The 12,558-nt window shown below is 30.0% G+C and carries 19 protein-coding genes; 10 read left to right on the plus strand and 9 right to left on the minus strand.

The window, feature by feature from the left end:
- The 10 genes from Q1K13_RS09685 to Q1K13_RS09730 all read left to right on the plus strand — a co-directional run.
- Positions 1-295 (plus strand): hypothetical protein (locus tag Q1K13_RS09685; protein WP_300350127.1); only part of this gene is annotated, 295 nt, incomplete at its 5' end.
- A gap of 2,022 nt (positions 296-2,317) precedes the next feature.
- Positions 2,318-2,857 (plus strand): terminase large subunit domain-containing protein, encoded by a 540-nt coding sequence (locus Q1K13_RS09690; protein WP_300350129.1) that lies wholly within the window; start codon positions 2,318-2,320, stop codon positions 2,855-2,857.
- A 390-nt stretch (positions 2,858-3,247) separates the two neighbouring features.
- Entirely contained in the window at positions 3,248-3,484 is a 237-nt protein-coding gene (locus tag Q1K13_RS09695) for a M14 family metallopeptidase (RefSeq protein ID WP_300350131.1), read from the plus strand.
- Between the two features lie 66 nt (positions 3,485-3,550).
- Entirely contained in the window at positions 3,551-3,757 is a 207-nt protein-coding gene (locus tag Q1K13_RS09700; protein WP_300350134.1) for a hypothetical protein, read from the plus strand.
- A gap of 658 nt (positions 3,758-4,415) precedes the next feature.
- On the plus strand, positions 4,416-5,141 hold the full coding sequence (locus tag Q1K13_RS09705) for a hypothetical protein (RefSeq protein ID WP_300350136.1): 726 nt from the start codon (positions 4,416-4,418) through the stop codon (positions 5,139-5,141).
- Positions 5,141-5,326 carry a hypothetical protein gene (locus tag Q1K13_RS09710; RefSeq protein ID WP_300350139.1) on the plus strand — a complete coding sequence of 62 codons (186 nt, stop codon included), beginning with the start codon at positions 5,141-5,143 and terminating at the stop codon, positions 5,324-5,326. Before Q1K13_RS09705 ends, Q1K13_RS09710 begins: the two co-directional genes overlap by 1 nt.
- Before the next feature lie 120 nt (positions 5,327-5,446).
- The gene (locus Q1K13_RS09715) at positions 5,447-5,788 is read left to right on the plus strand and encodes a hypothetical protein (RefSeq protein WP_300350141.1); all 342 of its coding nucleotides are present in this window, start codon (positions 5,447-5,449) and stop codon (positions 5,786-5,788) included.
- A 102-nt stretch (positions 5,789-5,890) separates the two neighbouring features.
- Entirely contained in the window at positions 5,891-6,175 is a 285-nt protein-coding gene (locus Q1K13_RS09720) for a hypothetical protein (protein ID WP_300350144.1), read from the plus strand.
- Positions 6,176-6,766: 591 nt separating this feature from the next.
- On the plus strand, positions 6,767-7,042 hold the full coding sequence (locus Q1K13_RS09725; protein ID WP_300350148.1) for a hypothetical protein: 276 nt from the start codon (positions 6,767-6,769) through the stop codon (positions 7,040-7,042).
- Between the two features lie 711 nt (positions 7,043-7,753).
- A complete protein-coding gene (locus Q1K13_RS09730) occupies positions 7,754-7,882 on the plus strand; it encodes a hypothetical protein (protein ID WP_300350151.1) in 129 nt (42 codons plus the stop codon).
- Positions 7,883-8,682: 800 nt separating this feature from the next.
- On the opposite strand, the gene Q1K13_RS09735 is transcribed toward Q1K13_RS09730, so the two are convergent.
- The 9 genes from Q1K13_RS09735 to Q1K13_RS09775 all read right to left on the minus strand — a co-directional run bounded on the left by Q1K13_RS09735 (position 8,683) and on the right by Q1K13_RS09775 (position 12,409).
- Positions 8,683-8,856: a hypothetical protein gene (locus tag Q1K13_RS09735; protein ID WP_300350154.1), complete on the minus strand. Its 174-nt coding sequence runs from the start codon at positions 8,854-8,856 to the stop codon at positions 8,683-8,685.
- 212 nt (positions 8,857-9,068) lie between these two features.
- Positions 9,069-9,359 (minus strand): hypothetical protein, encoded by a 291-nt coding sequence (locus Q1K13_RS09740; RefSeq protein WP_300350157.1) that lies wholly within the window; start codon positions 9,357-9,359, stop codon positions 9,069-9,071.
- A 13-nt stretch (positions 9,360-9,372) separates the two neighbouring features.
- The gene (locus Q1K13_RS09745; protein ID WP_300350159.1) at positions 9,373-9,519 is read right to left on the minus strand and encodes a hypothetical protein; all 147 of its coding nucleotides are present in this window, start codon (positions 9,517-9,519) and stop codon (positions 9,373-9,375) included.
- Positions 9,520-9,678: 159 nt separating this feature from the next.
- Positions 9,679-9,918: a hypothetical protein gene (locus Q1K13_RS09750; RefSeq protein ID WP_300350162.1), complete on the minus strand. Its 240-nt coding sequence runs from the start codon at positions 9,916-9,918 to the stop codon at positions 9,679-9,681.
- 211 nt (positions 9,919-10,129) lie between these two features.
- Positions 10,130-10,546 (minus strand): recombinase RecT, encoded by a 417-nt coding sequence (locus tag Q1K13_RS09755; protein ID WP_300350165.1) that lies wholly within the window; start codon positions 10,544-10,546, stop codon positions 10,130-10,132.
- A gap of 10 nt (positions 10,547-10,556) precedes the next feature.
- Positions 10,557-10,706, minus strand: a complete 150-nt coding sequence (locus tag Q1K13_RS09760; RefSeq protein ID WP_300350168.1) for a hypothetical protein — start codon at positions 10,704-10,706, stop codon at positions 10,557-10,559.
- Positions 10,690-11,121 (minus strand): hypothetical protein, encoded by a 432-nt coding sequence (locus Q1K13_RS09765; RefSeq protein WP_300350171.1) that lies wholly within the window; start codon positions 11,119-11,121, stop codon positions 10,690-10,692. The genes Q1K13_RS09760 and Q1K13_RS09765 overlap by 17 nt, the downstream gene beginning before the upstream one ends.
- 524 nt (positions 11,122-11,645) lie before the next feature.
- Positions 11,646-11,831 (minus strand): crAss001_48 related protein, encoded by a 186-nt coding sequence (locus Q1K13_RS09770; protein WP_498038042.1) that lies wholly within the window; start codon positions 11,829-11,831, stop codon positions 11,646-11,648.
- A 110-nt stretch (positions 11,832-11,941) separates the two neighbouring features.
- Positions 11,942-12,409, minus strand: a complete 468-nt coding sequence (locus tag Q1K13_RS09775) for a hypothetical protein (RefSeq protein ID WP_300350176.1) — start codon at positions 12,407-12,409, stop codon at positions 11,942-11,944.
- Positions 12,410-12,558 lie beyond the last annotated feature (149 nt).

The raw sequence follows: 12,558 nt of genomic DNA on the forward strand, positions 1-12,558 counted from the left end.
ACCAACAATTGAATACATAAATACAATTTTCTTAAAAGGGCAAGTTGCCTTCTTTAAGTCAAATGTAGAACTTCAAGATTTTACAACTAAACATAATTTACAAGAAAATGTTGATTACAATCTATTAGACCAACAAATTATTGGTGTAAGTCCAACTGGAACACCTTTTGGTGATTCATTAATTAAAATGAACCAAACACCTCAATTAAAGTGGGGTGCTTACGTAATTGGTGGTGGTAGTGATAACCCAAATGAAGGATTTTCAAATATGTTTATTACCTCATATAACCAATGAATAATTGGACCTGGTGGTTGAGGTGGAGCAAATTTTAGATTTCAAAATTATGTGGGAGACCAACAACCATTCACACCAAGAATCAATAAACCATTAATTGGTGTTGAATTTCTAAAAGACATAAATGAAATAAAAAAAGGTGTAGTGAGAGGTATTAATAATGACTAACAAAACAAAAAACATTTTATGAAGAGTTTTACAAGCATTTTTAATAATTGCTTTTAACACTGCTACTATAACTTGTTTGGTTATGAATATTATTCCAGTGGAAGTAAGCATTGAAAATAAAACCACTGAGTTATCATACTGAGACTGCTTAACTAACAAAGCACTTTACTACATTTTAGAGAATAAAAATGATTGGATACCTCAATATCACTTCTACAACAAGTTTATTTTTTATTTCTTTATGGGTTTAGGTGCCTTAATTAGTTATTCATTTATTAAGTTTCTTTACAAAAACCATAGAGAAGACAAGCAGTTTGAAAAGAAACAAGACTTAGAGGAAAAAAGATTAAACAAGATTTTAGACAAGATAGAAAAGAAAGGTTAATTTATGCTTAAAAGATTAACAAAGGAAACAAAGAAAGTCATTTATTGAATATTAATTACTTTTGGAATTACACTATTACTTTTCTTAATCATTTTCAATGGTGCTTACTGAGGGATTAATGTAAGTGAATATGTTGGAAGAGACCAAGACATTGTTTTAAGTGTTATGATACCATTTTTAAGTGCTTGCTTATGCTTTACAACTTCTCACTTTTTCTATGATATGTTAGAGCAAGAAGTTAGAAATCAATTAGACCAACAATTAGACAATGGATTTATTACACTAGAACAATGAGTTGCTTACAATGAAAATTTAGATAAGAACCTAGAAAAAAAGAGACAAGCAAAATTTAAAGCAGTCCAAGTGAGACAAACACAAGAATTAAAAAGAAACATTGAAAAAGAGAAAGCAAGAAATGAAAGAATAGAAGAGTTAAGGAAAATAAATGAAAAAGCAAAAAAAGAGCAAGAATAAAAAATCACTTTGAAAAAGAATATTAGAGTGGTTTGGTAATTATCTTTAACAAAAAATGAATTGATATAACATAATGGAGGAAAAATATGGATGATAATCAAAAAAGAATTATTAGTAGAACATTCCAAGTGCTATTATTTATCATTAGCATTGTATTTCTAATTTTAAGTATTGTTTATTCTACTATTGAACCAAATGGTAGAATGTGAGTTTGGTTTGGTTTTGTTTCAAGTTTCTTAACACCTTCAACTTTGATAGGATTTTGACTAAAAAAGTGGTTAAATGATACTCACAAGAAGGAAGTACAACAAATTCTTAATCAAATACCACAAGAAATGCTTAAAAATAGCAAAATAAGCACTTCTAAGCAACAAAAAGTTTCTTTGAGTGTAAATATACCAAAGAATGCTAAAACCCTTTTAAAATGGAATGAATGAGAAGTTTATAATTACAAGAAGACAATTATGATTTCTTATGCTAACTGTAATTTTAGAAATGATGAAGACTTTGTTAATCAGCTAAGAGCACTTGTTAATGAAGTTAGTGAAGTTTGTAGAAAAGCAAAAATGACTGGGGATGAATAATGGACTTAACTTTTCTGTTTGATGCTGAGGCAAAGATTACTAACCCTAAGTGAGTAGAAGAAAGAATAAGAGAATATGTTTCTACTTGCCCTGTCCCTACCTTTTTAGGATTGTTAAACCACATGGGCTTAATTAAGCAAGACATTGTTGATTTAAGAGAGAAAGCAACACAAGGCAATAAGAATGCTAAGAAAGTTTGAAGATACTTAGAATTGTTTAAAAACAAGATTGAAGCAAATATTATAGAGAAATGTACTTATCAAAGTGCTCACCCTGAAATTGGTGATAGACACATTGACTATAAAACCCTTCAATGAGTTTATGAAAAACAAAATCCACCACTTGTAAAAGAAAAAAGCAATAGTCCAAAGTTAATCAAATATGACTTAACAAATGATAGTGGGCACCAAATTGATTAAAGTTTTAAAAAGTTATAGATACTTAAATGACTGTGTTATTAAACCAGTTTTAGATAAAGTTAAGTTTCCAAAAGATGAGATTAACATTGTTGGTGGTAGAAAAAGTGGAAAAAGTGTAAGTGTTCAGCTAACAATTGGAATGCTTGTAGATATTATTAGAGAGAAAAAGAAATGTGCTTTCTTCTTTTTTAGATACCAAACAAAAGATGCTAATGAGTTATATGATGAAATAATTGATGCTCTTGAATTACTTGGAGTTCATTATGTTGAAAACAAGACAAGGTTAATTATTAAAGTTGGTGCTAATCAAATTAGAGTGATTGGTCTTAACTCACAAAACAAGACTAACAAAGCAAAAAAGAGTGGTTTAGCAAGAGTTGGTGGAGTTACTCACATTATTAGAGTGTTTGAAGAAATCTTTGAATTTCCACAACAAGATGTTTTAGCACTGAAAGAAGCAGTTAGAGGGTTAGAAGATAATGTATCAGTACTTGACCTTCAAATATGTAACCCATGGGCTAAATCTTCTTGATATGTAAGTTATTGTGGAAAATATCAAAGTTGAGATGTTAATCTACTTAAAGAGACTGGTGAGCAGTTTGGAAGTTATGAAATCAAACTTGGTGAGGGTTATGTTAAAAATGTAATCTTCCACTACACTAATTGAAGAGTAGCAAAAGATGTATTAGGTCAAAGTGATATTAACAATATTTTAGACACTTGGAATTTTGATAAAAGAAGAGCAATGACTACTGACTGAGGACTACCAGGTTATGAGGAAGGAGCAATCTATACTCACTTGCTAGGTCATTTAGGACAAGCAGTTTATCAAGAGCATGAGTATCTTGTTGGTGGTTTAGATTATGGTTGAGGGACAAAAGACCACTCTTCTAAAACAGTGTGCTACTTCATGGGTGCTACCATGGATAATGGAATAGACATTTATGGAGAGTATGTAAGTGATAATAGGCAATATCAAAAATCAACAGAGGTGGTTAGTGAAAATATTATTAAATTCTTTTATGAGCAAATGGTTACTTACTGTAATAAAGTAGGGGCAGGTCAATTTTACCCATTGAAAGTAAGGTGTGATTACCAAAACATTGGAATTATTGCTTTACTAAATGAGAAGGCAAGACAATTTAGGTGTGATAGGTGATTAAAGTTTGTCCCTTGTAGCAAAGAGTTTAAAACAGAAGATAGAATTGATTTAACAACTGCTGTTATGTCTAAGCAAATGTTAAGACTAGCACCACAAGTAAATGAGTTAAGGTCTAACATGGAAAGTGCTTATTATGAAGACACTGAGACAAGAAAGAGAGCAAAGAAAAATGATGATGGTCTTAATGCTTTTGAATATGGTGTTGAACCTTTCATTTACAAGTTGGTTAAGTCAGCAAATATAGATACTAAATTTTTATTAAGGAGATAAAAAAATGAATATACAAAAATGTAGGAACTACAAAGATTCTAATAAACCTGTTAGAAGAGAGCAAGTAATCTACAATCTTAGAACTTCATTAGCAAAAAGAATAGCAACTAATATATGAGGTAAAGGTTTTGAATTTTCCTCAAAAAATGAGAAAGTAGTCAATGCTTTTGAAGAGTTAAGAATTGAAAGCAAACTTGACAATCTTTTTTATTTCATGGAAAGAGAATTAAGTTTAAATGGTAGGGTAATTTTAGCACTACAAAAAACAAAGAATGGGAAGGTTTATGTTAATACCCCTATTCCCTACTACTACAATGGAGTAGCAAGAGTGTTTATGACCCCACAATTAGCAGTGTTATATACAAAAGTTGTTATTGATGCTAACAACTATATTGTTAAGTCTAAATACACCCCAACTTATGTAGAAAATGAGTTATGAGGAAATCAAGAGGGTAAAGAAGTTAGAATAATGGATGTTAGTGAAAAGTTTGAAGAGTTAGGACTTGTTGAAAGGTGAGACCATAATTTAGGTTTTGTCCCACTGTTTGAATTCTTTAATCTTCCTTATGTACAATTCTTTTACAATGAGTTTGATTATTTACAATTAAGTGATTGATATGGAGCAACACAGTTTGAAGATGCTTTTTACTCAACACTAATGAACTTACAAAAAGAACTTTATTTTAACCATAGTAGAGCATACATTGAAAATGCTGACCAAAAGACAATGAACTCACTTAAAAACTCTATTAAAGCAATTAGTGATGGAATATTAAGTGATGATATGCTAGAAGACTTTATTATTGAAACAGACACTGGGGTTTCTCCAAAGGTTAGTTTCCAAGGGGGACAAGGTGATTACATGAAGTACATGGATACACTTGATAGTTTAGTTGATAACTATTTTAAATTTGGTAATGCTAGTAGAATTAGTGAAGGTGGAAGTGCTCAAAAAACAGCAAGTGAAAGTGCCCAAGCAAGAGCAAACTTGATAGAGTTTATGAACCAAAAGATTAAGAATAGAGAAAGAGAAATTACTAACTTAATCTATTGCTACATGAAAGCAAATAATATTAGCTGTAAGATTAGTGATATTATGTTTAAAATCAATGGAAACTTAGCAGAAGATAACACAAGTAGAATTGATAACATTATTAAGCAAGTACAAATAGGGTCTATGGACTTAGTTGATTTCATTGCTAAGGAAAATAACTTAACAAGAACACAAGCAGAAGAAAAGTTTAACCAAATCAAAGAGTTTAATGAAGCAAATGATATTATTACAAGCTTATCAATTGGTGGTGGTGCTAACTTATCCATTGATGAAGAAGGTGGAGCACCTACAAAAGATGACCCTGATGAAGATAAAGGAGAAACTAATTAATGAGTAATGTAGCAAAGATAGATAATTTTGTTAATAGGTTTGAAAAGACAGACACCATAGACAATGTTAATAATACTTTTGTTGTTATTCCCTTTCAAGTAAGTGGAATGGAAACCTACACCAATAGTGGTTATAAAGAAGGTGTTAGAAACCCAAATGACTATGAAACTTTTAAGCAAATATGAACTGGAAATGATGCCTGTGTAATTGCTTGAAAAGGTAGTGTTAGTGCTACACAAAACCCTGAAACAAAAGAAATGGAAGTATCTTATCAACTTGGTGATTACCTACTTGGAGAGTTAGAGTTGAATGCCAAAGATATTGTAGTTGAAACTGATAAGTCATTTACTGAGTACAAATCACAAGAAAGTCAAATTACTGTTAGTATGAGGTTTAACAAAAACTTTGAAATTGATGAAACTTATGATTTCATGTTTTATAAAATCCCTGAACTTTATAAAAGTACTTTGTTTAGAATAGAAAGTGTTAATAAGAACTACCTTTATGATAAATACTTAGGTTGTACTATCACTTTTAAGAGTGTTAATCAAACTTATGCTAACTCTGGCAGGGCAAGACAACAAAATATTATGCCTAATGCCCCAGGTCAAGGTTATTTAGAACCAATAGTTTATGGTGTTGAATGACCTGAAAAGTTAGGAAAAGAAGAGTTTGAAAAACTTAAACCTGGTACTGACTATTGAAAACTTGAAAATGGTAAATATATTAGTGCTGATTATCAAAAGACAATGAATAGACCTGTTAAAAAAGTGGTTGTTAAACATTTTGGGGCAGGTATTCCAGCAACCATAGCATTTATTGGTAGAAAAGTTAAAGAGGGACAAAATTTTAAAAAGTATGGAACACCTGAATTAATTTTTCCAATGAACTTTATTCCTCCTACAACTCCTAATCTTTTAAGAGGACAAGGTGAAACACAAAACTTTTATTTTGGTGAGTTTGTACCACAAGTCCTTGGAATTAAAGACATGATGGAAAACCTTAAAGGCATGGCATCTCCAATTAACAAGTGAGAAAACCAAGGGGTATTAAAAATTGACTTGACTGAGTTAAGAAAGACAAACCCAAGTAATAATTACACTGCCCCTTTTACACATTCTATTTATGGAAATACTCACACAACCTCAGGTGGTAATATTGTTAGAGAACCATGAAGGTTTGAAACTAAAAGAAAGACACTTAAAGGATTAGCAAGTTATGGGGTTGATGTAGGATATAGCATTGGTGGAAATAAAATTATACATGATCACATGTGAGACAACTTTTGAACTCAAAAGATTATGAAAGAACTTCCTATGAGTGCTTATTCCTCATTAGGTTTTGGTTGATTTTTTAAGAGTGCTATTGGTATAGGTGCCTCAGTCCCTGGAAAGTTAGGACTAGCACTAGGGCTTACTGTTGCCTTTGTTGGAATTAGTGCTACATTAATCCAATGGGCTACAACTCCTACTTTTCAAAGTTTTAGAGGGCTTATTAGTGCTGACTTAGTAGAACTAAACAACCAATATGGTAAAGATAATAGTTTTAGTGATAAGTTATCTTTTAACATTCTACAATCTCAAAGTAAAGATAATCCTTCAAGTATATTTTTTGATGGAAGTACAATGGTTACAGGGATTGAAGCTGAATTGACTGATGAGTTTTTTAGCAATAGATATGGTAAGGAATTTAACACTGCTAATGTAGGTCAAACAGTGGATGAAGAAGGAAACCAACTTTTAAGTGATGGTGGTCCTTTACTACTAAGTGGTGAAGAAGAGTTAAGAAGCATTAATGATATAGAATATGAAGGTTTTATTATTGATAGAATTATGATACAATCTTGCTTCAATGGTGAGATTAGTGTAGAGTTTAAAGATGCTTATGATGAAGTTGTATGAAGTGGTGTTTATCAAAGTGAAGGAAAATGGACTAACTCTTTAAGGTCAATATGAACTATTAAAAATACAAGTGTGTTTAATAGAGAAAACTTATTCTTTACAGACCCATTGCCTTATCCAAGGGAATTACCAATTCCATTAGGTGCTGATATTAAACTTCCTAAAATCAAAAAAGATGCTTTAACTTGTGTTTGAACCAGAATCCAACCTGATGCTGATATAGAAAAAAAGAGATTTTGGAGACTAGTTAGTAGTGGTGAAATTAGTGGTTCAGTGACAGAAAATCAAGCAGGGAAACCTTTTGATATTTACCAATCACAAGGGCAATTTTATAATAGGGTTCAAAAAACAAGAATATGAGATTACACTGATATAGTTTCTAATTTTGAGCAATTTAAAAAATACTACCTTGATATTAGAATTTCAAATGAAAATCTTATTCATGCTCCAGTTGGTTTTGCTAAACCCTGGGGTGGAGTTGATTACAAAACATTTCATAGAACATGAACTTATGATTTTGGTGGTTTTAAAATAAAAGATTGGGCCTTAAATGAGTGGCATGAAATTGTACTTCCTAATGGACAAGATGTATTTACTCAGTGAGAAACATGAACCCCAGACTACCCAGCACAGTTTCAAGTAAGAAATTGTTGTTCTGTAAATAAAATAGCTGTAAGACTTGTAGAAGAAAATAATGGAGTAAGTTTAGAAATGAAAGTTGTTGATTATAGAACATACATGGTAATTGTGCAGGGAATTAGTGAAAGGTTCTATTCTCCTGCTAATCAACCATTAGAGTTTAGAGACACATTTAAAATAGAGTTAATCCCAAGGTTTTAGAAAATAAAAAAATACACCAATCAAGGTGTATTTTCTTTTGTTGTTAAGACAGTAGGAAATGAGTAAAGAGAAAAACAATATATATTTTTAGAAAGAAAAGCACAATAAGATAAAGTGTTTCAAAAGAGAAATATTACTGTCTCAACAATTAATTTATACTACATTTTTACTTTTTTTTCAACTTTTCTCTACATTCTTTTTTTAAAGCATTAGCAAGTGCTAATGTATATATTCTATTTTCCTCAAAATCTTCTTTACTAATTTTAGTAGTTTCATCTCACTTCATATTCTTAACATGCTCTTCTGTATCTTCAAGGTCTTTTAAAAACTTTTTAAGTTCCTCTTTATTTAGTTTCTTTTTCATTTTTTAACTCTTTTAATTCTTTTTCTCATTTTTGATATTGCTTGCTTTTTAAGAGGTCTTTTTTCTCTCTATGTAGTTTTACCCTTAAACTCTTTAAATTGCTCTCTAATTGCTTTATTCTTTTATTTTTCCTATGTTCTAGTGATATTCTTTGCTTTAAATCTTCTTTTCCCTCTAACTTTTCTAAAATATAGGCAATACAGAAGGCATCACATTGGTCCTCAGTCCAAGTCCCAATATATCTATCACAATGTGATTTAGTAAATTCTCTACTCTTATCTTTAAGTGCTTGTCTTGCTTCTTTCTTGCTAATGGACTTGTCTTTGTTAGGGGTTCAACCTAAAAGTAATCTTTGCCATTGGTTAGCATTGAATTGCTTATACTCAAACTCACCTTTGTAGAATATTGAAAATCAAAGGAATATTTGACTACCAATTCAACTAAACTTTTGGTTTAACTCTGGATTTTCAAAATTGCTTAACTCACTACCAAGAATGATTTTTTCACCTTGTTCTAAAACACAATGTTCTACAACATAAACTACATTGACAATCTCACTCTTAATTTTTCTACTAATTTCTTTTAAAGTCTTTTCCTCATACTTAAACATTGGAAGTTTGATATTAGAGGAATATTTAATTTCATTGTCTCATAAAACACATATTCCAGTTTGGGTTGTTGAAATATCAAATGCTATTTTAATCATTTTTCTCACCATTCCTCAGGTGTTTCTAATGTTTCAACTTCTGTCTTACCCCACTTATATAAATAAATTGGAAGTTTATTATTAGGTGCCCCTATATATTCTTTATGTTTTAAAAATCAAACATACTCTTCTTTTGTAATTTTTATTTCATTTAGTCCATAGAATTCATCATTAACAGCTTTGTCTTTTGCTCTAATTCTCACCAAATATTCTTTGGTAAATTCAGTTTCAAAAACTTTAATCCTTGTGTTTGTTAAAAGACTAATAAGTTCTATTTCACCAAGAAGTTTTAAAAAATAAAATTTATCACCAACTTTATAAACTTTTTGTTTGTCTTCTGTTTTTCTAAATTCATATTTTTTCTTACCACTTAAAATTAGTGGTATAAATTGTTTTTCTATTCTCATACTTTCTCCTTGATTATAGTTTTAAGAAGACTTCATCAAGATTTACACTATCTTGTCCTTCTTCTTCTTGTTCCTCTTCTTGATTATTAACTTCTTGTGTTTGACCTAAGTTATCAAATAACTCTTCTAACTGCTTAACCTCTTCATCTCTTTTAAGCATTGCCTCAACCTCTTGCTCTGTAATTGTAGGTGCTTCTACTCTTCCATCAATTCAACCACTCACACTTGAAGATTTAGTTGCTTCTACATCCACACATAACTTTACTTCTTTAACATTCATTGTAGTTTTGTAAGTAATAATTCCAGTGACTGGATTAGTTCAACTTTCTTTTTTAGGAATATAGTTAATTAACTCTATTGCTTGACCTTCTTGGATGTTTTCTATAATCACTGGGTCAAAAGTAGTGCAATCAACATAACCACATTTCTTATTAAACAGTGTAAAGTTTAGTAATTTATACTCTCCACCACCATTTTTTCTTTCACCACTTCTTATGCAATCTTGCTTAGTCTTGCCCTTAGCAAAACTTACAGTACCTTTAAACTCAAATTTATTCATTATCAATCACTCCTGCTAAATCTATTTCTTCTTTTTCACTTTTTATCTCACCACTAGCAATCATGTGTTCTTTTACAATATCATTGTTAGTTTGGTTGTTATATCAAAGTTCCTCATTAACATAAGGCATGTTAGCAATTTCATTAGGAAACATCATTCTTAATCCTTTTGCTAAGGCACATTTTTCTAACATAAACCAAGGTTTAGAACTTCAAGTACTTTTACCAGTAGTGTATTCAAGAAATCTACACTCAGTTCTAAACTCTTGTTCTTGGTCCTTTCTCTTACCAATGAAAACAGCTTTCAATGGGTATCTTGGGTCCTTTTCATTTTCAATCATTTCAACCCTGTAATATGCTAATAGTCCAGTAGCATCTGCTCTTTTTAAGTACTCATTGTAGTTTGTAATAATATCAAACTTATCATTATATTTGATAGCATAAACCTCTTTTTTAATTGGGTTTAAGTTATGTATCATACAAAGCAACATAAATTGTTTTAGTTCAACCTCAGTTAAATTAAGATTGTTTGCTTTTAAATATGTAATTACACTTTCTTGTAATTCTTTTTTATCAACTTCTACTAATTGATTGTTTGGTTTTTTAACTTCTAAAATATTGTTATTCATTTTTAATCTCCTATTTCTTATTTTTCTTTGCTTCAAGTTTAGCAGTGAATTTAATACAGTATTCACCACAGCTTTTACAATAGTAATGTCTTTGAAAATTAATTGTTTTTTCCTTTGTCAGCATATCTCCACAAGCAAAACAATTACTTGCTCTTCCCATTTTCTTTACCTTCCAACTCTTCTAAAAAGAATTTAACTTCTTCTCTCTCACTTTCAATAGTATCTACAAGGTCCTCAGTGTCTCCTTCAAAACCACAAGCAACCTTAACTTCTTGTAAGTACTCAGCAAAATCCTCATTTAAATTTTCATAAACATAATCAGTAACTTTATCTAAGTTCTTGTTATAAATTCTTAATGCTTTCTTAGCACTATTAATTTCTTTTCTTGCTTGGTAAATAATGTCTAGCAAAATCTTTACCTCTTGCTTTTGGTCTAAGTCAATAAACTTATAACCTACTCTCTTCTTTGAAAGAATAACCATGTGCTCTTGGTCTCTTAATGTTGAAATCATACTTCTAATAATTCCAGGTTCCATTTCTACTTTAAAAACCCTTTGTATGTCTTCATAACTCACTCATTGCCCTTGGTGGGTAATAAAATAATTTTTTAAAATTGTTTCCATTTTTTCTCCTTTAATCTTTACATTTTAGCAAGTGCCTTAAACACTCTTTTTATTTCTTCACCTTCTTCTTCATTGTAGAAAGCCTGCTTTTTTAGTTCTTCCTCTTCCTCTTTGGTTCAATGTGGAATGTCTGTTTCTAGTAAATTAATACCCATTGAATTAATTTTTTTGTCTTTGTTTTTTGGTTGTTTCATTTTTCTCAATCTTTGCTTTCATTAACATTTTTAGCAACATGTCTAAATGCTTATCCAACTCTTCTTTACTTGCTGGTGTTAAAACATATCAAGCAAGTAATCTTTGGACTTCTCTTCAATCTTTATTCTCCATTTTCTTCTCCAACTTGAAATTCAATCTTACACATGGCACACTTATAAGTTTTGCCATCTCATAAACATTTAAGGTAATCTTTCCTGTAAGGTACATGATGAAATCCACAGTTAGGGCAAGTCTTTAATAAATTAATTTCATTGCTCATCTCATATCCCTAATATTTCTAATCTTTCAATTAGAATGTTTAAATAACTTTCCATTTCCCATGATTGTAATCTCATTAAAAATAAATTATGTCTTTTCTTACTATCAGGTTCTTCATTCTCTGGATGCTCTTTTAAATATTTTTTTAGATTTCTAAGTTTAGATTTTAAATCCAACATTTCTTGAATTAATCTTTCTTCTCATGGTTCAAAATTTTCTTTTAATCTCATAATTACTCCTCTCAAATTTCAAATGTTTTACCTTCTTCTCATGGTAGTAGTTCATATAAATCACATATTCACATACTATGAAAAGTTGGTTGTGGTAATTTAGGGTCTTCTACCCCTTTATGAAATTTCATTCTCTTGACTAGAAAAATCATTTTTAAGTCTTCTATACTTTTTAACTCTCTTACAAACCCACCACTATTGAAACATTGAATACCAAATATCATAGCAAAAGGTTTATTCAACTCTTTAAGTCTCCTAATAATATTTGCCTTACCTTTAAAAGGTGGGTTAGAAATGATAAAATCATAATGTTCCTGTGGTTCATATTCAAAAAAATCTTGATTATGATCTATATGTGAATAAATAACTTTATAACCATTCTCACTTAGCACTTTTACAAAAGCACTCTCTTTCTTATCAAAAGGACACCAAATAACTTTATCCTTTGGAATGTGTATATTATCTATAAATGATTTAACATCTTTCTCAAAAGTGTAGTATTCATTATCTTCTTTAAATAAATAACATTGTTCCATATATTCTCTCTATTTCATTACAAAACTTTTTAAAATTATAAGTTCCTCAATAATATTATCTAATTCTTCTGCTATAACCATTTTCTCCTCATTAGATAAATTTATATACTTATGAGATACTACAAAATCTTTTAACTTAAATATTTTTA

It is taken from the genome of Clostridium sp. (assembly GCF_029267215.1).
GTDB lineage: Bacteria > Bacillota > Clostridia > Clostridiales > Clostridiaceae > Sarcina.

Bases quoted from the DNA above. Each gene is read 5' to 3' on its own strand.
- Q1K13_RS09745 (WP_300350159.1), bottom strand. From the start codon at position 9,519: ATGCTTAAAAGAGATGAAGAGGTTAAGCAGTTAGAAGAGTTATTTGAT.
- Q1K13_RS09720 (WP_300350144.1), top strand. From the start codon at position 5,891: ATGAATAGACCTGTTAAAAAAGTGGTTGTTAAACATTTTGGGGCAGGT.
- Q1K13_RS09755 (WP_300350165.1), bottom strand. From the start codon at position 10,546: ATGAATAACAATATTTTAGAAGTTAAAAAACCAAACAATCAATTAGTA.
- Q1K13_RS09730 (WP_300350151.1), top strand. From the start codon at position 7,754: ATGAAAGTTGTTGATTATAGAACATACATGGTAATTGTGCAGGGAATT.
- Q1K13_RS09700 (WP_300350134.1), top strand. From the start codon at position 3,551: ATGTCTAAGCAAATGTTAAGACTAGCACCACAAGTAAATGAGTTAAGG.
- Q1K13_RS09735 (WP_300350154.1), bottom strand. From the start codon at position 8,856: ATGTTTAAGTATGAGGAAAAGACTTTAAAAGAAATTAGTAGAAAAATT.
- Q1K13_RS09740 (WP_300350157.1), bottom strand. From the start codon at position 9,359: ATGAGAATAGAAAAACAATTTATACCACTAATTTTAAGTGGTAAGAAA.
- Q1K13_RS09695 (WP_300350131.1), top strand. From the start codon at position 3,248: ATGGATAATGGAATAGACATTTATGGAGAGTATGTAAGTGATAATAGG.
- Q1K13_RS09750 (WP_300350162.1), bottom strand. From the start codon at position 9,918: ATGAATAAATTTGAGTTTAAAGGTACTGTAAGTTTTGCTAAGGGCAAG.
- Q1K13_RS09775 (WP_300350176.1), bottom strand. From the start codon at position 12,409: ATGGAACAATGTTATTTATTTAAAGAAGATAATGAATACTACACTTTT.
- Q1K13_RS09725 (WP_300350148.1), top strand. From the start codon at position 6,767: ATGGTTACAGGGATTGAAGCTGAATTGACTGATGAGTTTTTTAGCAAT.
- Q1K13_RS09705 (WP_300350136.1), top strand. From the start codon at position 4,416: ATGAACTTACAAAAAGAACTTTATTTTAACCATAGTAGAGCATACATT.
- Q1K13_RS09710 (WP_300350139.1), top strand. From the start codon at position 5,141: ATGAGTAATGTAGCAAAGATAGATAATTTTGTTAATAGGTTTGAAAAG.
- Q1K13_RS09760 (WP_300350168.1), bottom strand. From the start codon at position 10,706: ATGGGAAGAGCAAGTAATTGTTTTGCTTGTGGAGATATGCTGACAAAG.